Genomic DNA, 26,625 nt, shown 5'->3' on the forward strand with positions numbered 1-26,625 from the left:
AAGTATAGATGCCAATGGAACTTAAAAAAGATGACTCCTGTTCAATACAGAAATCATCTTTTATCTTAGGGTCTTTTTATAAAATGTCCTTGACTTAGGGTACATTTTATTTATTAATTTGAGAAGACTTTTTATTTGTCTACTTAGTTTTAGAGTCAAATAGAACTGACATCATATATCCAAATACTACAGCTGCAGCTATACCTGCAGAAGTAGCACTTACACCTCCTGTGACAATTCCTAATAAACCATTTTTATCAACTTCCTCCATAACACCTTTAGCTAAGGAATATCCAAATCCAGGTAGAGGAATCCTAGCTCCAGATAAACCAAATTCAGCTATCTTTTCATATATGCCAAATCCTTGAAGAACTACTCCCGCTACCACAAAGATAACTAATATTCTAGATGGAGTTAATTTTGTTGTATCCATTAAAACTTGACCTATCACACAAATGATTCCACCAACTACAAAAACCCTTAGAAAATCTCCCCACATATTTATTCACCCCCAAACTCTAGAGCAATGGCATGGGCTATACCTGGTATAGTTTCACCTTGATAGTTAGATATTGTACTTAGAAGAGCTCCTGTAGCAATTAGTAACACCTTTTTATACTTTTTCTGTATCATTCCTTTATAAATCATACTACTCATAACTGTAGCAGAACATCCGGCTCCACTACCTCCACAGTTGGTACTCTGCGATTTACAATCAAATATTTCATCACCACAATCAATATAATTTGATCCTATATTATAGCCATATTCCTTTAATAACTCAGTAGTTATTTGCTTACCTACAGAACCTAAATCTCCACTGACAATGATGTCGTAATCACTAGGCTTTCTGCCTGTGTCTTGAAAATGTTGTTTTATAGTATCAACTGCTGCTGGAGCCATGGCTGCTCCCATTTCATTAGGGTCAGTTATTCCATAATCCTTTACCTTACCAAGGGTAATATGAGTTACACGAGGTACATTATTTCCCTTTTTAGCTAATACCACTGCTGCTGCACCTGTAACCGTCCATTGAGATGATGGAGCTCGTTGACTTCCCATTTCTAGAGGTACTCTAAACTGACGCTCTGATGATGAGAAATGAGATGAAGATACTGCCATCATATGATTACCTATATCTGCTTCTAAACATATTGATGCTAGTGAAAGTGCTTCTATAAATGTAGAACATGCCCCATATAAACCCAAAAACGGAATATCTACTTCTCTTGCCATAAAACAAGATGGCATTAATTGATTTATTAAATCTCCAGCAAAAACATAAGAGATATCTTGTTCTTTAAGGTGTGCTTTTTTAAGTACTTCTTGAACTACATGTAATTGCATTTTACTTTCTGCCGATTCAAAGGTCTTACAACCACATAAATCATCCTCTAGAATCTCGTCAAAATTATCCTTTAATGGACCTTCCCCTTCTTTGGGACCAACAACGGTATATGTAGCTATAAGTCTTGGTTTTGTCAATAATTCTACTGTTTGTAATCCTACTTTTCTTCCCATCTTATTACCACCTAAAAATATAATATAAAATTCCAAGTATAACAGAGGCACTAATGCTATAAACAAGCACTGGTCCTGCTATAGTAAACATCTTTGATGCAACTCCAAACACATATCCTTCTTTTTTAAATTCTATGGCTGGTGATACAATAGAGTTTGCAAAACCTGTTATTGGGACTACAGATCCAGCCCCTGCATAATCTCCAATTCTGTCATATATACCTATCCCTGTTAATAGGGCTCCTAGAAATATCATAATAACTGTTTCCCATGCAGTAGCTTGTAATTTATCTTGACCTAAATAAATCAATGTTTTAAATATAATCTCTCCAATTACACATATTAATCCACCAGTCCAAAAGGCTCTGAAAGAATTCTTAAATATAGTAGGTTTAGGTTTGGAACTTTCATATACATTTTGAAACTTAGCTTTTATTTTAGTTTCTTTTACTTTCATTATTATCCTCCTAACATCAAAATTGTAAAAGTATTAATGATAGTATCTGCATTTTACTAAAATTTAAACAAAAAAAGATGCTTACGCATCTTTTTCAAATTTACAAATTAAAAATTTATGATTTTTTTAACTTTCCATCATAAAAGCTAAGAACTCTGTTTACCCGATGACTATCAGCTCTAATACTCCCACTTCTTCAAAGTGGGAGTAAAGAGCTGCTACGTCCCTGGATAACGATTTCTAACCTTCGAAGAAGCTAAGAACTCTGTTTACCCCGATAGCCTATCTCTCATAATTTTTAGAACTTTTTTTTCAATTCTAGAAACTTGTACTTGACTTATGCCCATCATCTTAGCTACTTGAATTTGAGTTTTATCTTTAAAATATCTAAGTATTATAATTTGCCTTGATTTAACATCCAATTTATTTAAGGCTTCCTTCAATGCTAGCTTATCAATTACCTCATTATCTTCTTCATAATCCTCACTAAGCTTATCTATAAGTAATACTGGAGCTCCATCATCTTGATGAATAGTGTCATATAAGTATTGCATACTACTAGCAGATTCTAGTGCAGTGATTATGTCTTCTTTATCTACCTTTGAATAGTCTGATAATTCTTCAATGGTAGGTTCTCTTCCGAGTTCTTTGGTTAATGCATCCTTATCATAGTGTAACTTTCTAGCCGTATTTTTAATGCTTCTACTTACCTTTATCATTCCATCATCTCTTAAAAATCTTTTTATTTCTCCTATAATCATTGGAACAGCATATGTAGAAAATTTTACATTAAAGTTCTCGTCAAAGTTATTTATAGCTTTCACTAGGCCTATGCATCCTATTTGAAATATATCATCGTACTCATAGCCTCTATTTAAAAACTTTTTGCTTATAGAAGAAACTAAAGGTAAATTCATTTCTGTTAAATATTCTAAAGCTTCATTATCTCCTTCTTTAGCCCGTTTTATTAGTTCTTTATTATCGTCATAATTATAGTTATTATTTCTATGAATTTTCTCACTCATATTTTTCACCTATCTTACAGTGTTGAAAGCTTTTTTCATTGTTACAGTTGTTCCCTCACCCTTTACAGATTCTACTATTAGGCTATCCATAAAAGTTTCCATAACTGTAAAGCCCATTCCTGATCTCTCTAGGTCAGGTCTAGATGTATATAGAGGTTGCATTGCCATATCTACATTATCTATTCCTGCACCATTATCTATTACTTTTACTGTAAACTCATTTTCAATAATTGTAGCCTCTAATTTTACAAAGTTACCTTCACTTTCATTGCCATAGCCATGAATAATTGCATTAGTAACTGCTTCTGATACTGCAGTTTTTATATCACTAAGCTCGTCTAATGTAGGATCTAACTGCGCAGCAAAAGCTGCTATTACAACTCTTGCAAAGCTTTCATTTTTAGATAAACTACTAAATTCAACTTTGATTTTATTTTCCATATCATTAATTCCTCCCACTAAATGTTCCTTAGTGCTTCTTCAACATTTTCATACATTGAAATTATTTTAAACATACCTGAAAGTTCAAATATTCTCTTAACTGTAGGTGTAACATTTGTTAAGCACACCTTTCCACCCCTTAAGGACATCTTCTTATATCTCCCTATTACTGCTCCAATTCCTGAACTATCCATAAAATTCACACCAGAAAAATTGAAAATTAAAGCCTTATATCCATCTTTATCTAAAATATCATCAATCCTAGTTCTAACTTCTTCTGCACTGTGATGATCAAGTTCTCCTTGAAGTGTAACTACGATTTTGTCATCTAATGGTTCAAACCTAAGTAACATATGCTTCCCTCCAACCTATATTATATTCATAAATTTTTACATTTAGAACATACACTAATTATACACTATATTGTTAATTCGTTACAGTTTTTTCCAAAATTTATTTGAGAAATTTAATACAAAAATATTTACTTGTCAACATATTTTTACATTCATCGCCTTCATTATTTTACATTTAAGCATAATTCTCATATTTGCACAAATATTATTGATTTAAAACTTAACAACTTAGCAACTTAGCGTAATAAAAATTAGAGGTATTGCATCTCTGTATCTTACTAATTTAAAAATTATTCAGTGAGTTCTTCATATTTATAACTATATTTATAAAAATAATCTTATTAAAAAAGAGAATGCACTCAATGGATATTCTTCCCTGAGACATTCTCTTTAATATAGTGTTTGTAATTATCTTAAGCTACATATGTTGATTTACAATAGCTAATATCTCTTTTTGCTTTTTCATACCATCTTCACTTAATTTTTTTAATTCACTTCTAATTTCCTCTGTATAAGCTTCATCCTTTATAGAAGAAAGATTTATTTTTACATTTAAAATTGCTCCCTCTATAGCACTTTGAGCCAATAATGCTGCTACACCACCATCAGAAATAGCATTTTTATTACCATATTTAACACATACTAGAATTCCTTCATAAATTTCATAGGATCTTCTTGCTACTTTTAATGGTACTTGTGTTGCCGCCTTATACCCTAATTGTATTTTAGTACTTCTAGCAGCTTTTTCTTCATCAGTGTCCTTAGGCATTTTAAATGCAGCCATAAGTTCATTGAAAGCTTCTGTATCTTCATTCATAAGGTCTAAGAATTCATCCTTTTCTCTTCCTGATACTTCTAAATATTTATTTACTAATGCTTTCTCTTCCTCATTTAATGCTTCATAAGCTTTTTTGCCTACAGTTAAGTTAAAAACCATTGATGATAATGCACTAGATAATGATGCACAAAGAGCTGCTACACTTCCACCACCTGGAGCTGGTGAATTTGAACCTAATTCTCCAATAAACTCTCTCACAGTTTTTGTATCTAACATAAATATTCCTCCTGTAATTACTTATTTTTTTCTCTATCTACAACTATCTTACCATTTTTTATTACCTTGTCTATAGAATTTATTCCAAAGTGATAAACTAGATAATTTAAGTTTTTGCTATTAAATATAGCTATATCAGCCTTTTTACCTTTTTCTATAGAACCTACAGATTTTTCTCTATTAATAGCACAAGCTGCATTTATAGTCATAGCATTGATTATCTCATTAGGAAGCATTCTCATTCCGAAACATGCAAAGGTCATAACATTTTGCATGGATTCAGTAGGAGATGTTCCTGGGTTACAATCTGTAGCAAGTGCAACGGCCACGTTATTATCAATCATATCTCTTGCTCTTGCAAACTTACCAAGCATTAAATAGAAAGCTGTAGATGGTAATAATACCGCTACCACATCATTTTCACTTAAAGCCTTTATTCCTTCATCAGAAGCTGCTATTAAATGCTCTGCTGAAATACATTTTAACTCTCCTGCAAGCTCTGCTCCCTTAACAGATTCAACTTCATCACCATGAAGCTTGAGTTTCATTCCATATTCTCTACCCTTTTCAAGGATTTTTCTACATTCCTCAGTAGTGAATACTCCTTCTTCACAGAAGCAATCTATAAATTCTGCTAAATTTTCTTTTGCTATACCTGGTATCATTTCTTCCATTATAAGTTTTATAAAACCTTCTCTATCACCTTTATATTCCTTAGGAATAGCGTGGGCTCCCATAAAAGTAGATACCACATCTATTGGATGAGTCTTATCTAATCTTTTATTTACTTCTAATATTTTTTTCTCAGTCTCTAAGTCTAAACCATAGCCTGATTTACTCTCTACAGTAGTTGTACCGTGATTTAACATTATATTAAGTCTACTTTTAGCTTCTGCTACTAATTCATCTAGAGATGCTTTCCTAGTGTTTTCTACAGTACTTAATATTCCTCCACCCATATTTAGAATTTCAATATATCCTACCTTATTTAATTTTAGAGGTAATTCATTTTCACGACTTCCGCTATAAACTAAATGAGTATGGGGATCTACAAGTCCCGGTGTAACTGTTTTGCCTTTACCACTAATAATTATGGTATCTTCATCTATATAGGATTTATATTCCTCATCTTTTCCTACAGCAGATATTATATCGTCTTCTATAAATACAAAACCATTATCTATGATATTGGCATCATTCATTTCCTTGCCTTTTTTTCTATGGCTACCTTCACAGGTAACCAGGCAATCAATATTCTTAATTAATATAGACATGTCTTTCAACTCCTAAGCTATTTTATTCGCTTATTCTTCTTTCTAGTATTTGATCCATTGAGAAATTTTCTATTTGAAGATAGTACTCAGCACTATTGATTAAAGCAGCCATTGGTACAAGTCCTATAACTTCACTACCAACTACTGGTACTCCATAGCGTTTTGCTTCCATCTTAACCATTTCAAAAGCTCTGTATACTGCTGTTTTTTCATAGTTTACTAAGTTCATAGATACTTGTGCTATATTTCTATCTTCAAGCATTACTCCCATAGCCTTTGCAAATCTTAATCCACCACCTAAATGTCTAACTGTCTTAGCAATGGTATCTGCTATTTGTAAATTGTCTGTGCCTAAATTTACATTGAAGGCTACTAAAGGTTGTCTTGCAGCAATAGCAACGCATCCACCCTTAACATTAACTTCTTTTGGACCATAGTCTGGTGCCCATTTATCTTCTTTTATTTTTTCAAAGAAGCCTTCATATTGACCTTTTCTTACCGTTGCTAAATTTTCTCTATGTGAAGCTGAAGCAGCTTTTTCATATAAATATACTGGAATATTAAATCTTTCTGCAATTACTTTACCAACTCTATTAGCTATTTCTACGCACTCTTCCATGGTAATTCCATCGATAGGTACAAATGGAACTACATCTAGAGCACCCATTCTTGGATGAGCTCCTGTATGAGCACTCATATCTATATTTTCATAAACCTTTTCTGCCATATTTATTATCGCTTTCTCTAGAGCTTCTGGTTCTCCTACCACAGTAACAACAGATCTATTATGGTCTGCATCACTAGAATAGTCTAGTAACTTTACTCCCTCTACTCCTCTAAATACATTTACTATAGCTTCAATTTTTTCCTTGTCTCTACCTTCACTAAAGTTAGGTATACATTCTACTATTCTTGCCATAATTAACTCCTCCTATTTATTTGTAGTTGATACCAATACCTGTATTTATAGATATTGGTATCACTTTTTATTTTTAAATTATAATATACTAATTCTTTAAAGTCTTTAGGGTTGCATTAATAATTAACCTTAACTACTTCTTCAACTTTATTAGCTAGTTCTCCACTACGAAGAAGATCTGTAACCTTATCTATCTCTTTATACATAACTACATCATTTTCTATAAAGTTAACTACGTTTCTAACTGATTCATAGGCAACCTTAGTTCCTTTACCTAAAGTATAATCCTCTCTAAAATCGATAGCTTGACATGCTGCTAAAATTTCAGTAGCTACTACTCTCTCTGCATTTCTTATTATATCCCTTGCCTTTCTAGCTGCTATTGTACCCATGCTAACATGATCTTCTTGGTTTGCAGAAGAAGGTATTGAATCAACACTAGCAGGATGAGCAAGGATTTTATTTTCAGAAACTAAAGCTGCTGCTGCATATTGAGTTATCATAAATCCAGAATTTAAGCCACCATGTTTAACAAGAAAAGCTGGAAGATCATTTAATTGATAGTTAATTAATCTTTCAAGTCTTCTTTCAGATACATTGGCAATTTCACTCATAGCTATACCTAAGAAGTCAAAAGTTAATGCCATAGGTTGACCATGGAAGTTTCCTCCTGAAATAACGTCTCCTTCCTCTGTTACTATTGGGTTATCCGTTACTGAATTAATCTCTATTTCTACTTTATGTTTTGCATAATTTAATGCATCCTTAGAAGCTCCATGAATTTGTGGTATACATCTTAAAGTATATGCATCCTGTACTCTAATTTCCCCTTGAGATGTCACAAGAGAACTTCCATCTACTAAAGCTAATATGTTCTTTGCTGTTTCAATTTGCCCTTCATGAGGACGTATGTTATGAGTTCTTAAATCAAAAGCATCTCTTATTCCTCTTAGTGCTTCTACTGTTAATGCAGCAGCTATATCGCCACTCTTAATTAAGTTTATTCCATCCCATAAAGCCAAAGCTCCAACAGCAGTCATAACTTGAGTACCGTTAATTAATGCAAGACCTTCTTTAGCTATTAATTGAACTACTTCTATACCAGCTTTATTCATAGCTTCTCTACCACTTATTATTTTACCCTGATACTCAGCTTCTCCTTCTCCTAACATTGGTAATACCATATGAGATAATGGTGCTAAATCACCAGATGCTCCTAAAGACCCTTTCTCCGGTATTACTGGATGAACTCCCTTATTTAGCATAGCCACCAAGGTTTGTAGTGTTGATAATCTTATTCCTGAGTATCCTTTGGATAAAGCATTAGCTCTAAGCAAAATTATTGTTCTCACTATATCTGTATCAAGGCTGTTTCCAAAGCCACAAGCATGAGATATAATTAAATTTCTTTGAAGAGTTTTGCAATCTTCACCTGATATAGATACATCAGAAAATTTTCCAAAACCTGTAGTTATTCCATAGACTACTCTATCTTCTTCAACAATTTTATCTACAATTCCTCTAGATTTTTCTACTCTTTTTATAGCTTCTTCACTAAGCTCAACTTGATAATTATTTCTAGCCACATTTACTATATCTTCAAGTCTTAGGTCATTTCCATTGATTATTACTTTATTCATTAATATCTCCCCTTTACAATATACTTCCCTATATAATTACTATTCTTTATAAAATCAAAATAACCTTTTAATTACCTCGTCGGAATATTATGAATATTTTTAATGTATTATCATTTTAACTTACTAAAGAATTAGTTATTTAGCTAAATAAAGTGTTAAAACAGTATTATTCTTCTATATTGTATAAACAAAAAAATTTATACTATATTCATGTTTTATATATAATTTTATAATCTTAAAAGACTGTATCAGAATAGTTTTGCAAATTACACTGATACAGTCTTCCTAATTCCTAATGGTATCCTTAGCCAATTCAATCATGGCTAAGATAATAATAGTACTTCCAATTATTATTTTAAAAGATATGGATTCTCCTAAAATAATAACTCCTAAAACTAAAGATACTATAGGCTCTAAAGCACTAAAAATAGCTGAATTAGTCGGCCCTATTAACTTTACTCCTTTTAGGAATGCCATTAATGCAACAACGGTAGATATAAATGCAATCAACAATATAGATATAATTCCATAAAAATTGATTGGATTATTAAAACTATTAGTAACAATTCCTGTAGTACTTCCAACTATTGCTGAAATAATAGATATGTAGAATGTCATAACATAACTATCTATATTTTTAACTTTATCATTAGAAGCACCTAGGACGTATATAGCATAACATAATGCAGATAACAATACCAATACTACTCCAATAGTATTAATGCTTCCAACCTTAATATCTAACATTATAAATACACCTATAGTAGTTACCATCAAATATAAAAACTTTTTTAATTTAAATTTTTCTTTGTATATTATTATGGATAAAATCATAACCATTAAAGGATATGTATGTAATATCATTCCTGCTATACCTACATCTATATAATTATAGGCTATGAATAATAGTATAGATGTCATAGAATATCCTATCACTCCCATAAATAATATAAGTTTTATTTGTTCTTTACTTACCCTAAGTGAAAGTTTTTTAGTTTTTATATATATAAACAGTATTATTGATGCAAAAGTAAACCTTAGAGCTAAGGTATTTATTGGATTTGCACCACCTTTATATGCAAGCTTTGCTAAAATGGGCATTATTCCAAAGGCTATAGATGCTATTGCAATATAAAAAATTCCCTTAATTTTATTGCTACTCTTGTCCATGATTTTACCCCTCCCCTACTAAATCGACATGTATATTAAAATTTTAATATATATGAAAGGTACATCACAAATTAATTCTATATTTATTTATAGCTATCATTATTATAGCTGTGTTCGTGCTATTGTTCTTTATAACTACATCTGTATTCTTTTAGTATATAACCTTGTTTAAACCTAAAATAATTATTTCTATTCTATCTTTAAAAAGCTCCCTCTCTCTTAAATACTTTAAAAAAAGTAGTAAATAATATTTTTATATCGTACCAAATAGAAAAGTTACATATATAAGTTAAATCATAGTAAATAGTTTTTCCTAATTCTATTTCTCCTCTTCCACTAACTTGTGCAAGTCCTGTGATTCCAGGTAATACTAATAATCTTTGATAATAGTTTTCTGGATAATATTTTACAACTTCAGGTATTTCAGGTCTTGGTCCAACTAAGCTCATATGGCCAAATAAAACATTAAATAATTGTGGTATTTCATCAAGGCTTGTGTTCCTCAAAAAACTCCCTACTTTTGTGATTCTATTATCACTCTTACTCTGAAATACAAAGTTATCCATATTAGTTGGGTCTATTTGTAATTCTCTCTTACTTTCAGCTGATACCACCATAGTTCTGAATTTATATATGGTGAAATTTCTTCTATCTTTTCCTACTCTAATTTGCTTAAATAATACTGGCCCCTTACTATCTAGTTTTATTGCTATAGCAATAACTAAATATATTGGAAGTAATATCACTATACCTATAAAAGATAATATAATATCAAAAATTCTTTTTATTCCAAATTGAATTTTTTTATTCTCTATTTTTTCCTTTATATCTATTACTATATTGTTCTCCAAAATAATTCCTCCTTGTACGAACACAAAATTATTATATCATTTATTTCATAAAAAAAATATTTTTAAATTATTATGAATTTATTATTACATATCTATATTATGTGAATTTGCAATATAAATATATATATTTATGCCTATATTTCATACAAATTTAACTATTTTTCATCTCTTTTGTTAAATTATAAATTAAAAGATCTAATTCCATATAAAAACTAGATCCTTTAACTCTTATAATTATTTACGGTAATTACTTATAATATGTGTAACTGCATTAATTACATCTTGAACATCTTCATCTGTCATCTTTGGATACAATGGTAATGAAAGTATAGTATCAAAGTAACTTTCAGCTACTGGGAAATCCCCTTCCTTATAACCAAAATTCTCTCTATAATAGCTCATTAAATGTACTGGTATAAAATGAACACTGGTACCTATGTTAGCTTCTCCCATAAGTTCGATAAACTTATCTCTATCAATTGTAAGTTTATCGAGCTCTAGTCTTACTACATAAAGGTGCCAAGAATGAGTAGTATAATCTGCTTCTGGTGGAAGTTTAATTCCATCAAGCGTAGAAAATCCTTCTTCATATTTCTTTACAATTTCTTTCCTTCTATCTTGCATTGCAGATAATTTATTCATTTGTGTCTTCGCAAGAGCTGCTTGAATGTCAAACATATTATACTTATGACCCGGATATTCTATATCATATCTCCAAGCTCCACCTTTTCCATATCTATTCCATGCTGCTTTGCTCATACCATGAGTTGACATTACTCTTGCTTTTTCAGCTATGTCTTCACTGTTAGTTGTAAGCATTCCACCTTCGCCTGTACATATATTTTTAGTTGCATAGAAACTAAAGGATGCACAATCACCTTTTTTACCTATTAAATCACCCTTATAAAAAGTATCAATTGCATGAGCTGCATCTTCTGATACGAAAAGATCATATTTTTCTGCTATAGCTCTAATTTTATCCATATCACAAGCATGACCTGTATAATGTACTGGAACTATAGCAGTAGTTTTATCTGTTATCTTCTCTTCTATCTTATTTGCATCTATACAAAATGTTTCTGGATCTACATCTACAAATACAGGAGTTGCTCCTACATGAATTATTGTATTAGCTGTAGCTGCAAAAGTAATTGGAGTTGTTATAACCTCATCTCCAGGTTTAACTCCCCCAGCTATCAAGGCAATATGTAATGCAGCTGTAGCAGAATTCATAGCAACAGCATATTTAGCACCTGTATATTCTGCAAATCTCTTTTCAAATTCTATAGTTCTTGGTCCTTTAGCTACCCATCCTGATTTTAATGTTTCTACAACCTCATTTATATCCTCATCATCAATTAGCGGCACTGCATAAGGTAAAAAAGTTTCTCTTTTTTTATACATATAAATTCTCCTTATCTTGACATCTCTGTATTTTTACTTATTTTTTTATTCGATTTAAATAAATAAAAATGAATCAGTCCTTCTAAAAATCCAATTCCATAACTAATATGTAATATAGGAAATATTATGGATGTATATTTGAATAATTTTCTTTTTTGTTTTGTAATTTTAAAGGATTGAAATAAATCACTTATTATGTATATTCCTAATACACTCATCCATATATAGAATATTGGCTTAAATAATATACTTAATAAAATCCCTAAAACATTTCCTAATACAAACATCATAGGAATTAAGTGTCTTATAGATGCAGTTTTACCATGTTTTTGCATAACTCTAACTTTCCAAAATCCATATTGATAATATTGTTTCCATAATTTTTTTAAAGAGCCTCTGCTATAGTAAACTGATTTAATACAAGGTGATAATAATATTTTATATCCATTTTTTATCACTCTAAAATTCAATTCATCATCTTGATTTCTAACTAATTCCTCATCAAAATATCCTATTTCATTCAATACTTCTTTCCTGTAACCTCCAAAAGCTACAGTATCAACAAATACTTCATGTTGAGCATATCTAAAAAGTGCATTTCCAACTCCAAATGGCGAGCTCATAGCAAGAGATATTGCTTGCCCAACTTCATTCTCACTTACTGTTTCTATTGGGCCACCTACACAACCTATTTCCATATCTTTATACAACAACTTTACATTGTTCTCTACAAACTTTTCATCAGCATAAGCATGGGATCCAAAAATTATTATTATGTTAGAATTACTATATTCTATCCCACAATTCATACCTTTAGGTGCAGTCAATTCTTTATTATCTATTAATTTTACATTTTCATAATTACTTTCATATTTTTTTATTATTTCTCTACTTCCATCTATAGACATACCATCACATATCAATATTTCATATAAATTTTTTGGATAAGTTTGTTTTAAAAATGAATCAATACACTTTCCAATATACTTTTTTTCATTTCTGCAGGGTATTACTATAGAAACTGTTTTAGTAAATTCCATACTTTCACGTCCTAAATAATTAATTTATTATATAATTCTGTTTAATTTTCTCTTTATATCTGATGAGGTAAAACCTTTCTTTTTTTCTATGTAATTAATATATCTTTTAATATATTACTATTCTAATCTATACTTCAAATAAAATATTAGTCTATACTATCTAAGTTCTAAAGCACTAGTATATATATTATTTACATTATTAAAATTATCTAATACATTATAATTTTCAACAACAAATTTTCTTCCATACTCTCCCATTGTTCTTCTTAACTCTTTATCTAGTATTAATTTTTCAATAGCATTTTTTAATTGATTCACATTTTTTGTTTCAACAACTATACTACTATTGTTAGGACTCGTAGCTTCTGGCAATCCTCCCGTATTAGTTACGATAGTAGGCGTTCCACAAGCTTGAGCTTCTACTGCTGAAACTCCAAAACTTTCAAATAGAGAAGGTATTACTGCGATATCGAAATTATTAAAATTTTCTACAACCTTTTTTTGATCAATATAGCCTAAAAACTTTACTCTATCTTCTATATTTAATTCTTTACACAGTTTTTTCAAGCTTTCTTCTAATGGTCCTCTTCCAGCCAATTGAAGCTCTATATTATCATATTTATGGCATAGTTCGCCAAAAGCTCTAATCAAATACTCTATACCATATTTAATATCAAAAGTTTTTATTGTACCTATAATAACTTTTTCTTTTTCTTTATCTTTGTATCTACTATCTAATGGTTTAAATATATTAATATCAACTCCAAATGGAGTAATTTGTATATCTTTATATGTATATTTTTTAGTCTCTTCTGCCATAGCTTTACTAGTAGACAAAATTATATCTGCCCTTGATAAGTTTTTCTCTAAAAACTTTTGACATATTATATTTTTCTTTGGAAATTCATAAACATCACTTCCCCATACTGATATAATATAGGGATGAAATCCAGTTAATCCACCTAGAAAACCATAGCTAGTAGCATAATGAGCATGTAGAATATCTGGTTTAATGTTTTTAACTAATTTTCTAACCTTGGCAATAAACTTAAAATACTCAACTTTATATAATAAACTTTCTTTTTCTACTTTTTCTGAGTCAATATTAAGGCTATGAACTGTTACTCCAGGTATATCTCCATTATTTAAGGATATTACATGAATATCATATCCTAGATCTTTAAAAAAAGAACACCATTTCTTAGTATGTACACTATTTGCATCTGATAAATAACAAATTCTCATATTTATACCTCGTGTTAATTTATTTTAAAATTTCTTCATATACTTTCTTTAATTCATTACCTATAATATATAAAGAATAGTTCGCTTTAACATAATCTTTAATATCTTTACTAGAAAAGTTAGAATAATTTATTACCATTTTATTTAACCCATCATATAGACTATCAACACTTCTACTTTCAACCAACATACCGTTAGTTTCATTTATTATTTCGTTTGGTCCTCCACATTTTGTTGCTAATACTGGCCTCCCATAACTCATGCTTTCAATAATAACAGCACCAAAAGTTTCCTTTATACTGGATGAAACTAGAAAATGACTATCTTTTATATATGAACCAATTTCTGAATTAGGAATGCGTCCAACAAACTTGCAATTTTCTCCTATTCCTAGTTTTTTTGAAAGACTTACATAATCATTCTTATATGTACCATCACCTATAAATGTTACCTTAACTTTAATGGAAGTATTTTTTATGAATTTTTCAAGAGCTGGAATTAAGTACTTTATCCCTTTAACTTCATTTAATCCCATACTTCCTATAAATAATATATTTATGCAATCTTTTATTTCTTTATCATACACCTCTTCATTTGAAATATCTATAACATTTCCTATTACAATTCCACTGAAATTATAACCTAAACTTATAAGTTCTTTCTGCAAAAATTCACTAACTGTTATAACTTTTTTAGCATTAAAATATACCTTTTTAAGTATATTATTATAAAATCTGTCTGCAAATTCTTTTACATTAGATCTATGTTCTGTTAATACATATGGAACTTTTTTATTCAATAAGTATGACATATAAGAAACAATTCCAGCTGGATAAGCCACATGAGTATGAATTATATCTATATTATTTTCTTTAATAATTCTTCTTAAATTTCTAATTGCATTAATATAACTAAAAATTTTAGATAATTTATGATTACTATCATAATCTGTATTTGCTCTATATATTTTCACCTTATCTTCTACTTCAACATTTAATTTATTTGGTAAAACTTCACTATCATATGGAAAATATACTACTGGTTTGATTCCAACACTTTGAAGTGCTTTAACTTGCTGTTTTACAAAGATACCTGCAACATAATCCTTTTTATTAGGATACCATGCTGGTAATATTAATACATTCATATAAAACTCCTTTTATACCCTATTTTATAGAATAATTAACTTACTTAATACTAATTTAAATATTATACATTTATATTATTAAGTATTATTTTTATAAATATAAAAACTTATTCCAAACTACATATAACTGTATTAGCTCTCATTTTCCAAGTATTTAACTCATGGGTCTTTTTTAAAGCTTTTAGTTTATTATTGTATTCTATATCATAATTTTTTTCTATATAACTTAACATTTCACCTATATCTTTTAAATTATATTCTGATACATATCCAATATTAGCATCTTCAATAAATCTACCACACACAGTATTATTGACACCTAAAATTGGTTTACCATAAGATATATATGAAAAAAGCTTCATTGGCATTGCAAATTCCCAGTAAGGTGATGGTTCTATGGCTAAAGATAATAAATCTGAACTTTCAGCAAATAAATCTAATTCCTTTCCATTCTTATGTATAACATGAATTCTATTACTTGTAAGATATTTTTCATAATAAGGTTTATTTTTTACCCATTCATTTGGTCTACAACATATATATAACTCAAAACTTTCATTTTTATATACTGCTTCAACTAAAGTTTCAATATTATACAGAGACTTGCTTAATCCCCCTACATAAAGCAATTTAAGTGGTAATGAACTTACATTTTGATTTCCCATAAATTCACTATCGCATCCAGAAGGAAGTTCTATAACTTTCTTACTTAAATTTATAGGTATATGTTTTTTCATTTCATGAGATGGTAAGTACAGTATATCTATATATTTCTTAAATTTAATTAAATCATAATAGTAAAAGCTATATGCTACTAATCTTTTAGGTAAAGAAACGCTGTTTTTATATTGATCAAATCGCCAATGAATATCTCTATAGAACAACCCAACTTTAATATCCTTCTTCTTACAATAACTAAGAAATTTGAAATCAAATATAGGATGTATAGGTAAATGATGTTTTTCTGTTAACAGAGTTGGTTCTGTTGAATTTTCCATGTAAAGAAAATCATAATTCTTACCTTTGCTTATATTTTTTTTAATTAGTTTTATAGATTTTTTTCTTTCTTTTGCATATCCTTGTATAACTTCAACATTATACCCAGCTTCCTTGAGCCCTTTAATAAACTTAACAGGTCTTATATTGGAAGCACTTGGGTGATTGGGATCAATTTTAAAAGGATAATATACGATACAATTTTTCATTTACACCTTACCTCTTTAATAACATATAGCTAATTATTAATAAACCTATTTATATATTTTGAATATAGTTACACCTTTCATTAAGTTCATTTTAAATCTGATGATCCTAAACTAAAAGCTCCACCCAAACCAATCCAAAATATAGGGAAGTTTCCTACTGTACTTGGAGCAAAACTTAATAAAATTAAAGTAAATAGCCATACACCACCTATAAACAAGTTTTTCCTTTCAACATTTTCTTTTTGCACATTCAAACTTAAATATTTTTTTAAGATCCTTATACCTTGTGAAATAAAAACTACAGTAAATATAATTAACATTACAACCCCATAGTCCCCCAATATCTCCAATATAAGGCTGTGGAGACTATATATTCCGTATGTGTTATCTCTATGCTTTATATACTCTGAAGTTATTCCAGGTCCAAATCCTAAATATTTTTTTTCTTTAACTACGCCTTCTAAAACATCTGTAATTAAAGTTAATCTTACATTAACAGAACCAGCTTGACCTATGTGTGCCCCTGTCTCATTTCCTAATAAAGTATCCGACGTTATTTCTTTTAGTTGGCTCATTTTACCATAAAATGGTCCCATAGCAGGTATCATTGATAACCCATTATAAACTAGCAAACTTATTACAGTTAGTATAATCGCTCTTTTCATATATATTTTTTCTCTAGATATAATAAAAAATATTATCATAAATGCAAATGTAAATAAAAGACTTATCCATGCTGTTCTAGACATAGCAAATATTATATTAACCATTCCAAGCACATAAAAACATATATTTTTATAATTTATATTTTTATATATAATATCACCTATAATTATTACCATCATCATTACTAAAAATACAGAATAATTATTAGGATTATAGAAGAATGTAACTGGTACATGTGCCACATGAGGATATTTTTCAGGAGTAATTCCACTTTCATAGAAATGATTTCTCATGCCATAATTTACACCTAAAATTTCTAGTAAACCTAAAAGTGCTACACCTAGAAATAAATATTTTAAAAATTTTATCATAGCTTTAAAGTTATCATATTTTTTAAGTTCTATGAAAGCTATTATAAAAGTTGCAAAAGAAATTATATGATTTTTAACTTTTCCAATTGATATACTTAAATAATCTGAGGTTAAAGTTGAAAATATTATATATAATCCCACTATGACTATCACTATAAGTTGTGTCATCGATAAAATTGTAACTTTTTTATTTTTAATAACATCTTGAAAAATATTCCACAAAAGGGATAATATAAATATAAATATAACTATATAATATACGTATATAGTTGAATTCCCTAAATTCATAGATGCATTAGAATTTATTATAGCAAATATTAGTAGTGAACTAATTTGTATTTTTTCAAAATCAAATCTATAACACTTATAAGCTAAAATAATATAAGTAAAAGCAAATGCATATGCTACTGCATATCTAGGCTCTTGTATAAAACATACCAATGTAGAAATAACTAATAATAATAAGTATCCAAAAGTTAAAATCTTTTGTACCTTTTTTACCGATTCCATAATACCTCCAAGTATTTTATAACTAATTATTTTTATTTTTCATTTCTTTCATATCCATAGTAGAAAAATCTCCTAATGGAAACTTAACAGGCATTCCTGTTGCTGTAGACTTGTAAGCAGCTAATATTATTTCTAGAGGTTTTTTAGCCTCTTCTCCACTCACTAGTGGCTGTCTATCTTCTATGATAGAGTCTACTACATCTTTAAATAATAAAGTATGTCCAAATCCATAAACACTATCTGGATCTGCTTCTTGTGCTGCCAAAACTTCCTCTTCACTTTCCTCTGAACCTTCAATTCTCCAAGTTTCAATTTTATTTACTGCAAGACCACCTATGCAAACAGCTGCCTTTTCCCCAAAAATACTTAATGTTTCCTCTAAATTCGTAGGATACACACAAGCACTTCCTTCTATTATTCCTATAGAACCATTTTTAAACCTTATTAGTATAGCTCCAAAATCTTCAGCATCAATATCTCTTAAGAAAGTATCACATTGAGCATATACTGTATCAACATCTGAACACATCATCCATTGTAGTAAATCTATATTATGAATACATTGATTCATTAATGTTCCACCATCAAGTTCATAAGTCCCTCTCCAAGGAGCTTGCTCATAATATCCCATGTTTCTATTCCAAAGTATTCTAGCTGTACCATTAACCATCTTACCAAAATTATTAGCTTCAACTTCACTTCTTAGTTTTTGAATAGCAGTATTAAATCTATTTTGATGTGATACACATAATTTAACATTATTTTCTTTAGCACAAGCTATCATTTCATCAGCATCTTTAATTGATAACGCCATTGGTTTTTCAACTATAACATGAATATGTTTTTTCATACAATTTATAGCGATTTCTGGATGATATCCACTTTCAGTTGCTATATACACTATATCTATATCTTCTTTTTCCAACATTTCTTTATAATCTTTATATGTATTTACTATTTCATACTTACCTAATTTTTCAATATATTCGTCTTTTTTCGCAATTGCCTTTTCTTCAACAGGGTCACAAGTTGCTACTAGTTTTAATGTTTCTTTATTATTTACTATTGCCTCTATCCCCTTATAGGATATCCTCCCACATCCAATAACAGCTACATTAAAATTATTCATTACTAATTCCTCCTAAAACTTTATATATATTTATAAGCTTTTCTTCTTCTTGTTTCCAATTAAATTCCTCTGAAATAGCCTTTATCCCGTTATCACCCATACACTTAATTAAATCTTCATCCATGAGTAATTTTGCTATATTTTCAGCGATATCAACCTCATCTAGAGGATTTATTACAATACCTGAATTATATGCTGTTATATATCTCTTTATAGGTGGCATATAACTTCCTATTACAGGAATACCACAACTCATGTATTCAAATTGCTTTGTAGGAATATTTTTAAAATATTTAGGTTCAGGTAATAGTGGAACAAGTCCTATTTTAGATTTATACATATATTCTCTCACTATATCATGATCTACTCTACCAGTAAAAATAATATTACTTTCTAAGTCATTTTCACTGATATATTTCATTAATATATCCTTACATTTAGCATACCCAAAAGGTCCTACAAATACCATCTTTATATTTTCATACTTAGGATTGCTTTTTAAAATTTTAATTGACTTTAATATTTGTAGAGCACCTCGCTCTATTGTTATTCCACCTTGATATATAATATCATATTCTTTTTTTATTAAATCATTTTTTATAGCATTAAATTGAGTGTAATTATGTATTACTTCAACACTGTTACTAATGCTATTAAACCTATCTTTAACAGCTTCATCAGCTGTAATTATAAAATCAAATTTTTTTGATATAAAAAGTTCACTTTTATCTACCATAAGTGTGGTTAATGCTCGTATAGGTTTGGGTACCTTCTTTGACATCCTAACCATATCTGGATAATGTTCATGAACATCATAAATTATTTTTGAATTTGGTAATTTTCTTTTTATCTTTAATGCTTTATATATAATTTCAAAATCATGAAAATGATATATATCGGCTCTTTCTTCTATAGCCTTTTCAATTATTAAATCTAAAATAAAAAATCTTCCTTTTAAATCTTTTGGTTTAGGTATACCTTTTATTTTTATTCCTGAAACTATCTCAAATTCCTTATCATAAGGACCTATTATAGTAATATCATCACATATCTTTTTAAGAGAATTTGCTTGCTTATAGAATATTCTTGAATCAAAAGGACTATGCCCCGTGGTTAGTATACATATTTTCATGCTATATATTCCACCTCTTCTCTTTTACTTACACGCCTCTAAATATTTTTCTTTTAGACTTATAGCACTTCTCTTCCAAGTAAATTTAGTCATAACCTTTTTCTTAGCTAATAATGCCATATGCTCTCTTTTGTCCTCATTATTTATTATATATTCCATCTTTACTACTAAATCTTCTACATCTCTTGGATTCACTAATAATCCATCTATGTTATCTTCAATTACATCCTCTATGCCTTGCCCTTTACAACCAATGACAACTTTCTCTTGAGCCATTGCTTCAATATATACTACACCAAATCCCTCTTTGTAACTTGGAAGAACAAAAAAGTAACATTGATTCATATATTGCATTAATTCTTTATGAGGTATTTTACCTTTAAAAATCACCTTATCCTCAACGCCTCTATTCCTAACAAGCTCTTTTAAATTCTCTATTTCTTGTCCTTGTCCAACAATGACTAAAACTAACTCTTCATATTTTCCATGAATTTTAGCAAAAGCCTCTATAATATAATTAATTCCTTTAGTCTGAATAAGATTTCCTGCTGTCAAAATATATTTTTTATTCTTAAATTCTTCTTGTATTTGCTTATTTTTATCAACTAAAATATCTTTTTCATTTACTCCATTAGGAATTACCACATAGTTTTTTCCCGACTCAGAATATTTAAGTGCATCATTCTTTAGCTTATTGCTTACAAAAATACACTTATATGAAGCTTCTAAAACTTTCATTACATTATCTCTACATGCCTTGCTAAAGTTAACCGTATAGTTCATATCTTGACCATGAATAGTTACAAACAAAGGTTTATTATAAGACTTATTTAACAACATAGCTCCATACCCATCTGGCAGAGCTACATGGGCATGAATTATATCAAACTTAAAATTCTCATATATCTTTTCTACTGTCTTTTTTATTCCTTTATAAATTCTATTTCCATCTGATTTAAAATCTATATTTCTAGGTAAAAATATAGCTCTTGGATAATATACTTCTATTCCATCCCAAACAGCTTTCTTTGGGATATTATAATATCCCTTATATTTATCTGAAACTAATGATAATAAAAATGGGGTATATGGCACCGGTGATACAACCTTCACATTTATATCTGGAAATTCTTCTAGCATTGCTTCAACTTGCTTATGTATAAATATACCATTATTTTCATTAAAACTATTAGGATACATATGTGATATTATCAATACATTCATAAGTAATTCTCCTCATAATTTTTAGATACAGTACTTTTTTGTACTGTATCTAAATCTAATACCTAAATATATTAAAGTTTATTTATTTTATCTCTATTTTTTTTAACATTCTTTGTTGCATTTCTTGTATCATAAAGGAGCTTAGCCTTTTCAACCATCAATTCATAGTCGTAACAACTGTGATCTGTAGTGATGATTACTATATCAGCATTATCAATTTCTTTTTCCCAATCTACTGATATATATTCAATACCTTTATGTTTAAAAGACGGAATATATGGATCATTAATCATTATGTTCGCACCATTTTTATCTAATATCTCAAGGACTTTCAATGTTGGTGACTCTCTCATATCATCTATATCTTTTTTATATGCCGCACCCATAACAAGTACTTTTGCACCATTTAATGCCTTTTTATGTCCGTTTAAAAGCTTCATTACATTCTCAACTACAAATTCTGGCATAGAATCATTAATTATACCTGAAGTCTCTATAAGTTTTGTATGATAATCATACTCTTTAGCCTTCCACTCTAAGTAGAATGGATCTAATGGTATACAGTGTCCACCAAGACCTGGACCTGGATAGAATGGCATAAATCCATAAGGCTTAGTTTTTGCAGCTTCAATAACTTCCCAAACATCAATTCCCATCCTCTTACACAATATTGCCATTTCATTAGCTAAGGCTATATTTATATTTCTAAAGGTATTTTCAAGAATTTTTTCCATCTCAGCTACTGCTGGTGAAGATACCTCCATAATTTCTCCATCTAATACACATCTGTATAAAGTTCCTGCAACCTCAGTACACTCTGGTGTACATCCACCTACAACCTTAGGTGTATTTTTAGTGTTATATTCCTTATTACCGGGATCTACTCTTTCTGGTGAAAATGCTAAAAAGAAATCCTCTCCGCATTTTAATCCACTTTCTTCAAGAATTGGTTTTATAACTTCATCCGTTGTTCCAGGATAGGTTGTGCTCTCAAGAACTATAAGCATTCCTCGCTTTAAGTATTTTGCTACATCTTTTGTTGAGTTAATTACATAGGATAAGTCCGGCTGTTTATAAAGATCAAGAGGTGTTGGTACAGCTATACATACTGTATCTACTTCTTCTATGAAACTAAAATTCGTAGTTGCTTTTAGCTTACCTGCTTTAACAAGGTCTGATAAGTCATTATCTACTATATCACCTATATAATTTTCTCCATTGTTAACCATAGCAACTTTTTTATCTTGAACATCAAATCCTATAACTTCATATCCCGCCTTAGCTTTTTCTACTGCTAGAGGAAGTCCTACATATCCAAGACCTACTACACCTAGTTTAGCTGTTTTATTCTTTAATTTTAATAATAAATCTTCCTTTAATTGACTCATAATTGTTCCTCCCATTAGTAATTTACTACATTACACAATTCGTTACATATCTTAGTCTTTCTTTCTTTTATATGTAGGAACTTTCTCTTCAAGCAATTTTATTATTTCCTCTTTAGTCATATTATCTACATTTCTAAACTGTTTTATAGCTTCTTCAATAAATTCTATAGTAGCATCTTTAGGTTTTTCTACAAAAATTTTATTGTGCTCTGTAGATGTAAGTGCTACTTCATCCATTAAAAGCTCTTCATACAACTTTTCACCTGGTCTTAATCCCACATATTCTATTTTAATATCTACATCTGGCTTGTATCCAGATAGTGTTATTAAATCTCTTGCTAAATCAACCATTTTAACCGGTTTACCCATATCTAATACAAATATCTCTCCACCATCTGCAAGACCACCAGCTTGAATAACTAATTGAGCTGCCTCAGGAATAGTCATAAAGAACCTTGTTATTTCTGGATGGGTTACTGTCACTGGTCCACCCTTTTCAATTTGCTTTTTAAATAGTGGTATTACTGAACCATTACTTCCAAGAACATTTCCAAATCTAACTGCCACATAATCTGTTTTACTAACTTCATTAAAAGCTTGAATTATAAGTTCACAAAATCTTTTAGTGGCTCCCATTACATTAGTTGGATTTACTGCCTTATCTGTACTAATTAAAACAAACTTTTTAACATTATATTTATCACAGCATTTAGCTACATTATATGTACCTAAAATATTATTTTTAATAGCATCCCCCGCATTTCCCTCCATTAGAGGTACATGTTTATGGGCTGCTGCATGGAATACCACATCTGGTTTGTGATCGTGAAATATTTGATCTATTCTTATCCTATCTCTTACAGATGCAATAATTACTTGTTTATTTATTTCTGGATAGTTTCTGTTAAATTCCATTTCTAAATCATAGGCATTATTCTCATATATATCCAGAATTATTATTTTCTTAGGTGAGAATTTTGCTATTTGTCGAATAATTTCAGACCCAATACTCCCACCACCACCAGTAACTAGTATTGTTTTATTTTTTATATATCTATCTATGTGCTCTGATTTTAGTTTTATTGATTCTCTTCCTAATAAATCATCAATGTTCACATCTCTCATATGATTTACATTTATGTTATCATCAATAATTTTATAAATACCTGGCATGGTTTTAATATTTTTTGTTACCTGCTTACATATGTCTAAAATTTCTTTCTTAGTATTCTTATCTACCGATGGCATTGCAAGCATTATTTCATCAACTTTATTTTGCTTGCAAAAGGATATAATCTTATTTCTATCTCCTATAACCTTTACTCCATGAATTCTCTTACCTATCTTATTAACATTGTCATCAATCAAACCTACAATTTTATAGTGCAAGGTACTATTATTTTTTATTTCTTTTATGAGTATAGCTCCAGCATCTCCCGCACCTATAATTAATAAGTTCTTTATTTTATTAAATTGCCCTTTATCTGTCCCATTATTCTCCATGATTCTATATAAAAATCTAACTCCACCTAAGCTTATGACGCTTAATAACCAAAATATAATATGAACTGTAATAGGGAATCTGAAAAATCTACTTTTTAACATGGTATGACTTATAAAATATCCATATATTATAAATGCTATATTAGAAGCTGTCATAGAATAGACTATAGATAATAACTCCTCAACAGATGCATATTTCCAAATATTACTATACAACTTGAATATAACGTTAAATATAATAGTTAATACTACAACTGGAATTATTGATAGTAAAAAAAACTCTATATAATCAGGTTGAATCCTAAAGTCAAATTTTAGAAGCAAAGCCAAATACAAACTTATTACGACAAGAATTACATCTAAAACTATAATTTTATTTTCTTTTTTCATAATTTCACTTCCTAAATCAATTATGGTAATCAAATAGGTCAATGTGTTTTAACAGCAGATTTCAAAAGTTTATCACAGTTATTATACTGTTTTTTACATATAAACACAATTCCATTCAAAGTTATTCATAAAATGTTATTTAATTATTTATATTATTATATTGATACGTTCTTATTCATTTGATTATCCTAATGTCTCTTCAAGTTCCTTTACAATTTCATCCTCTGGATCTAATTTTTTAGCTATATCTAAATGTATTTTTGCTTGATTAAAATCCTTAATATTTATATAACACATTATTAAATTAGTGCATACCTCTATAGATTTGGTAACTTCAAATACTTTCCTTAAATACTTAATTGCACTTTCAAAATCATTCAAGCAAGCATAGTTTATTCCCAGTTCATTAAACACCTGAACATAGTTACTATCTATAGATAATGCTTCATTTAAATAGTATATAGCTTTTTCATAGTTTTGTAAAATTCTATAAGAAACTGCAATATAATAAAATATCTCAGCACTATCCCCTAATACATCTATTAGTGGTAATAATACTTCTAACGCCTTCTTTGGCTCTTCATATACAAGTTCTTTACCCTTATCAAAAGAATTGATTATATCTAGATTCTCTTTTAATACCTCAACCTCTTCACTGACATTTCCCCCCAATGATATATATTGTTTAATATTAAAATAAGCTTTTTCAAAATCTTTATCTTCATAACTTACTAAGGCCGAATAATAATAGGGTTGTGGATAATCCTTAATCCCTTTTCCAATTTCAATAAGTTTAATAATCTCTTCTTTAAATACAAGATTATTTTTTCTCATTCCATCAATTAAAATAAAAGCTTTATTTAAATTATCTGTCGTAATTTCAACTTCCAATAATCCTTTTAATAATATATATCCATCTTCATACTTTTCATTTTTAATATTCTCAAATATTTTTCCTTTTATATAATTAACGCTATTAGGAATGGATTTTATTATTTCCTTATATACATGATTAAATTTAAAGTTTTTATCTGCTCCTAGTGCATAAAAAATTCCCTCTATAAAAAAATTAACAGGAATATTAGATAAATCATCTCCTTCTTTAGTTTTGGAAACTATTTTATCTGAATTTACTGGTAGATATATATTATCTTTAAATACATATTCATTTATTTTGCTACCTTTTTTTATTTCAAGAAATAGCATTTTCTCAAGTTTTTCTAAAAAATAATTTTCATTACTCATAATGCACCTTCTTACTATTCTATATTTTTTAATTTATTCCACTAAACTATATTACCATTTATTTTATTTTTAATCATCTGTTTTTTGTATAAAGTAATATTTTCGTAATTTTTTCATGTTTTATATAACACAATTTAATAAGCACATAAAATTTATATGCTTTATTATACATTTATAATCTTATAACTCATATAATAAGTAAAACATTATAAATATTTAATTATAAACTAAAATCTTATTGCATTGATACTAATATTATTCTATAATAAATTTGTTTTATAACTTTATAAATATTATATTTGGAGTAAAATTATTATAGGG

Annotated in this window: 24 protein-coding genes; all 24 read right to left on the reverse strand. The window is 29.0% G+C overall.

The features are described from left to right. Positions 1 to 139 precede the first annotated feature (139 nt). The 24 genes from spoVAE to ACTNBA_RS10810 all read right to left on the reverse strand — a co-directional run bounded on the left by spoVAE (position 140) and on the right by ACTNBA_RS10810 (position 26,304). Positions 140 to 499, reverse strand: coding sequence for a stage V sporulation protein AE (gene spoVAE / locus ACTNBA_RS10695; RefSeq protein WP_441073998.1), 360 nt, complete (start codon positions 497 to 499; stop codon positions 140 to 142). A gap of 2 nt (positions 500 to 501) precedes the next feature. Next, positions 502 to 1,521 carry a stage V sporulation protein AD gene (gene spoVAD, locus ACTNBA_RS10700; protein ID WP_150844476.1) on the reverse strand — a complete coding sequence of 340 codons (1,020 nt, stop codon included), beginning with the start codon at positions 1,519 to 1,521 and terminating at the stop codon, positions 502 to 504. Positions 1,522 to 1,525: 4 nt separating this feature from the next. After that, a complete protein-coding gene (gene spoVAC / locus ACTNBA_RS10705) occupies positions 1,526 to 1,978 on the reverse strand; it encodes a stage V sporulation protein AC (RefSeq protein ID WP_035134416.1) in 453 nt (150 codons plus the stop codon). A gap of 269 nt (positions 1,979 to 2,247) precedes the next feature. Further along, complete coding sequence (gene sigF, locus ACTNBA_RS10710) at positions 2,248 to 3,003, reverse strand: RNA polymerase sporulation sigma factor SigF (RefSeq protein WP_035134413.1); 756 nt, start codon at positions 3,001 to 3,003, stop codon at positions 2,248 to 2,250. A gap of 9 nt (positions 3,004 to 3,012) precedes the next feature. Beyond that, the gene (gene spoIIAB / locus ACTNBA_RS10715) at positions 3,013 to 3,444 is read right to left on the reverse strand and encodes an anti-sigma F factor (protein ID WP_035134411.1); all 432 of its coding nucleotides are present in this window, start codon (positions 3,442 to 3,444) and stop codon (positions 3,013 to 3,015) included. A 17-nt stretch (positions 3,445 to 3,461) separates the two neighbouring features. Then, the gene (gene spoIIAA, locus ACTNBA_RS10720) at positions 3,462 to 3,797 is read right to left on the reverse strand and encodes an anti-sigma F factor antagonist (RefSeq protein WP_035134409.1); all 336 of its coding nucleotides are present in this window, start codon (positions 3,795 to 3,797) and stop codon (positions 3,462 to 3,464) included. A 418-nt stretch (positions 3,798 to 4,215) separates the two neighbouring features. Next, complete coding sequence (locus ACTNBA_RS10725) at positions 4,216 to 4,851, reverse strand: cyclodeaminase/cyclohydrolase family protein (RefSeq protein ID WP_441074001.1); 636 nt, start codon at positions 4,849 to 4,851, stop codon at positions 4,216 to 4,218. A gap of 17 nt (positions 4,852 to 4,868) precedes the next feature. After that, on the reverse strand, positions 4,869 to 6,125 hold the full coding sequence (hutI, locus tag ACTNBA_RS10730; protein ID WP_441074002.1) for an imidazolonepropionase: 1,257 nt from the start codon (positions 6,123 to 6,125) through the stop codon (positions 4,869 to 4,871). Positions 6,126 to 6,147: 22 nt separating this feature from the next. After that, the gene (ftcD, locus tag ACTNBA_RS10735) at positions 6,148 to 7,044 is read right to left on the reverse strand and encodes a glutamate formimidoyltransferase (RefSeq protein ID WP_441074003.1); all 897 of its coding nucleotides are present in this window, start codon (positions 7,042 to 7,044) and stop codon (positions 6,148 to 6,150) included. Positions 7,045 to 7,160: 116 nt separating this feature from the next. Further along, positions 7,161 to 8,684 (reverse strand): histidine ammonia-lyase, encoded by a 1,524-nt coding sequence (gene hutH / locus ACTNBA_RS10740; RefSeq protein WP_441074005.1) that lies wholly within the window; start codon positions 8,682 to 8,684, stop codon positions 7,161 to 7,163. A gap of 285 nt (positions 8,685 to 8,969) precedes the next feature. Continuing rightward, entirely contained in the window at positions 8,970 to 9,854 is an 885-nt protein-coding gene (locus ACTNBA_RS10745) for a DMT family transporter (protein WP_035134402.1), read from the reverse strand. A gap of 200 nt (positions 9,855 to 10,054) precedes the next feature. Beyond that, complete coding sequence (locus ACTNBA_RS10750) at positions 10,055 to 10,708, reverse strand: sugar transferase (protein WP_441074187.1); 654 nt, start codon at positions 10,706 to 10,708, stop codon at positions 10,055 to 10,057. Between the two features lie 231 nt (positions 10,709 to 10,939). Further along, positions 10,940 to 12,109, reverse strand: a complete 1,170-nt coding sequence (locus tag ACTNBA_RS10755) for a DegT/DnrJ/EryC1/StrS family aminotransferase (protein WP_441074007.1) — start codon at positions 12,107 to 12,109, stop codon at positions 10,940 to 10,942. Positions 12,110 to 12,120: 11 nt separating this feature from the next. After that, positions 12,121 to 13,149, reverse strand: a complete 1,029-nt coding sequence (locus ACTNBA_RS10760) for a glycosyltransferase family 2 protein (RefSeq protein WP_441074008.1) — start codon at positions 13,147 to 13,149, stop codon at positions 12,121 to 12,123. A 156-nt stretch (positions 13,150 to 13,305) separates the two neighbouring features. Next, positions 13,306 to 14,394 (reverse strand): glycosyltransferase, encoded by a 1,089-nt coding sequence (locus ACTNBA_RS10765; RefSeq protein WP_441074009.1) that lies wholly within the window; start codon positions 14,392 to 14,394, stop codon positions 13,306 to 13,308. A gap of 19 nt (positions 14,395 to 14,413) precedes the next feature. Next, the gene (locus tag ACTNBA_RS10770; RefSeq protein ID WP_441074011.1) at positions 14,414 to 15,541 is read right to left on the reverse strand and encodes a glycosyltransferase; all 1,128 of its coding nucleotides are present in this window, start codon (positions 15,539 to 15,541) and stop codon (positions 14,414 to 14,416) included. A 107-nt stretch (positions 15,542 to 15,648) separates the two neighbouring features. Then, on the reverse strand, positions 15,649 to 16,746 hold the full coding sequence (locus tag ACTNBA_RS10775) for a glycosyltransferase family protein (RefSeq protein ID WP_441074013.1): 1,098 nt from the start codon (positions 16,744 to 16,746) through the stop codon (positions 15,649 to 15,651). An 86-nt stretch (positions 16,747 to 16,832) separates the two neighbouring features. Continuing rightward, entirely contained in the window at positions 16,833 to 18,293 is a 1,461-nt protein-coding gene (locus tag ACTNBA_RS10780; protein ID WP_441074015.1) for an O-antigen ligase family protein, read from the reverse strand. A 22-nt stretch (positions 18,294 to 18,315) separates the two neighbouring features. Continuing rightward, on the reverse strand, positions 18,316 to 19,422 hold the full coding sequence (locus ACTNBA_RS10785) for a Gfo/Idh/MocA family protein (protein WP_441074017.1): 1,107 nt from the start codon (positions 19,420 to 19,422) through the stop codon (positions 18,316 to 18,318). After that, complete coding sequence (locus tag ACTNBA_RS10790) at positions 19,415 to 20,554, reverse strand: glycosyltransferase family 4 protein (protein ID WP_441074019.1); 1,140 nt, start codon at positions 20,552 to 20,554, stop codon at positions 19,415 to 19,417. Before ACTNBA_RS10790 ends, ACTNBA_RS10785 begins: the two co-directional genes overlap by 8 nt. A gap of 24 nt (positions 20,555 to 20,578) precedes the next feature. Further along, entirely contained in the window at positions 20,579 to 21,778 is a 1,200-nt protein-coding gene (locus ACTNBA_RS10795) for a glycosyltransferase (RefSeq protein WP_441074021.1), read from the reverse strand. Positions 21,779 to 21,849: 71 nt separating this feature from the next. Then, on the reverse strand, positions 21,850 to 23,166 hold the full coding sequence (locus ACTNBA_RS10800) for a nucleotide sugar dehydrogenase (protein WP_441074023.1): 1,317 nt from the start codon (positions 23,164 to 23,166) through the stop codon (positions 21,850 to 21,852). A gap of 51 nt (positions 23,167 to 23,217) precedes the next feature. Beyond that, complete coding sequence (locus tag ACTNBA_RS10805) at positions 23,218 to 25,059, reverse strand: polysaccharide biosynthesis protein (protein ID WP_441074025.1); 1,842 nt, start codon at positions 25,057 to 25,059, stop codon at positions 23,218 to 23,220. Positions 25,060 to 25,242: 183 nt separating this feature from the next. Beyond that, entirely contained in the window at positions 25,243 to 26,304 is a 1,062-nt protein-coding gene (locus ACTNBA_RS10810) for a tetratricopeptide repeat protein (RefSeq protein ID WP_441074027.1), read from the reverse strand. Positions 26,305 to 26,625 lie beyond the last annotated feature (321 nt).

Origin of the sequence: Clostridium sulfidigenes (assembly GCF_052067195.1) — a bacterium.
In the GTDB taxonomy this organism is placed as follows: domain Bacteria; phylum Bacillota; class Clostridia; order Clostridiales; family Clostridiaceae; genus Clostridium_J; species Clostridium_J sulfidigenes.

What these genes read in the sequence shown, in the direction of transcription:
- spoVAE (WP_441073998.1), bottom strand. Translation starts at nt 499, where the DNA reads ATGTGGGGAGATTTTCTAAGGGTTTTTGTAGTTGGTGGAATCATTTGT.
- spoVAD (WP_150844476.1), bottom strand. Translation starts at nt 1,521, where the DNA reads ATGGGAAGAAAAGTAGGATTACAAACAGTAGAATTATTGACAAAACCA.
- spoVAC (WP_035134416.1), bottom strand. Translation starts at nt 1,978, where the DNA reads ATGAAAGTAAAAGAAACTAAAATAAAAGCTAAGTTTCAAAATGTATAT.
- sigF (WP_035134413.1), bottom strand. Translation starts at nt 3,003, where the DNA reads ATGAGTGAGAAAATTCATAGAAATAATAACTATAATTATGACGATAAT.
- spoIIAB (WP_035134411.1), bottom strand. Translation starts at nt 3,444, where the DNA reads ATGGAAAATAAAATCAAAGTTGAATTTAGTAGTTTATCTAAAAATGAA.
- spoIIAA (WP_035134409.1), bottom strand. Translation starts at nt 3,797, where the DNA reads ATGTTACTTAGGTTTGAACCATTAGATGACAAAATCGTAGTTACACTT.
- ACTNBA_RS10725 (WP_441074001.1), bottom strand. Translation starts at nt 4,851, where the DNA reads ATGTTAGATACAAAAACTGTGAGAGAGTTTATTGGAGAATTAGGTTCA.
- hutI (WP_441074002.1), bottom strand. Translation starts at nt 6,125, where the DNA reads ATGTCTATATTAATTAAGAATATTGATTGCCTGGTTACCTGTGAAGGT.
- ftcD (WP_441074003.1), bottom strand. Translation starts at nt 7,044, where the DNA reads ATGGCAAGAATAGTAGAATGTATACCTAACTTTAGTGAAGGTAGAGAC.
- hutH (WP_441074005.1), bottom strand. Translation starts at nt 8,684, where the DNA reads ATGAATAAAGTAATAATCAATGGAAATGACCTAAGACTTGAAGATATA.
- ACTNBA_RS10745 (WP_035134402.1), bottom strand. Translation starts at nt 9,854, where the DNA reads ATGGACAAGAGTAGCAATAAAATTAAGGGAATTTTTTATATTGCAATA.
- ACTNBA_RS10755 (WP_441074007.1), bottom strand. Translation starts at nt 12,109, where the DNA reads ATGTATAAAAAAAGAGAAACTTTTTTACCTTATGCAGTGCCGCTAATT.
- ACTNBA_RS10760 (WP_441074008.1), bottom strand. Translation starts at nt 13,149, where the DNA reads ATGGAATTTACTAAAACAGTTTCTATAGTAATACCCTGCAGAAATGAA.
- ACTNBA_RS10765 (WP_441074009.1), bottom strand. Translation starts at nt 14,394, where the DNA reads ATGAGAATTTGTTATTTATCAGATGCAAATAGTGTACATACTAAGAAA.
- ACTNBA_RS10770 (WP_441074011.1), bottom strand. Translation starts at nt 15,541, where the DNA reads ATGAATGTATTAATATTACCAGCATGGTATCCTAATAAAAAGGATTAT.
- ACTNBA_RS10775 (WP_441074013.1), bottom strand. Translation starts at nt 16,746, where the DNA reads ATGAAAAATTGTATCGTATATTATCCTTTTAAAATTGATCCCAATCAC.
- ACTNBA_RS10780 (WP_441074015.1), bottom strand. Translation starts at nt 18,293, where the DNA reads ATGGAATCGGTAAAAAAGGTACAAAAGATTTTAACTTTTGGATACTTA.
- ACTNBA_RS10785 (WP_441074017.1), bottom strand. Translation starts at nt 19,422, where the DNA reads ATGAATAATTTTAATGTAGCTGTTATTGGATGTGGGAGGATATCCTAT.
- ACTNBA_RS10790 (WP_441074019.1), bottom strand. Translation starts at nt 20,554, where the DNA reads ATGAAAATATGTATACTAACCACGGGGCATAGTCCTTTTGATTCAAGA.
- ACTNBA_RS10795 (WP_441074021.1), bottom strand. Translation starts at nt 21,778, where the DNA reads ATGAATGTATTGATAATATCACATATGTATCCTAATAGTTTTAATGAA.
- ACTNBA_RS10800 (WP_441074023.1), bottom strand. Translation starts at nt 23,166, where the DNA reads ATGAGTCAATTAAAGGAAGATTTATTATTAAAATTAAAGAATAAAACA.
- ACTNBA_RS10805 (WP_441074025.1), bottom strand. Translation starts at nt 25,059, where the DNA reads ATGAAAAAAGAAAATAAAATTATAGTTTTAGATGTAATTCTTGTCGTA.
- ACTNBA_RS10810 (WP_441074027.1), bottom strand. Translation starts at nt 26,304, where the DNA reads ATGAGTAATGAAAATTATTTTTTAGAAAAACTTGAGAAAATGCTATTT.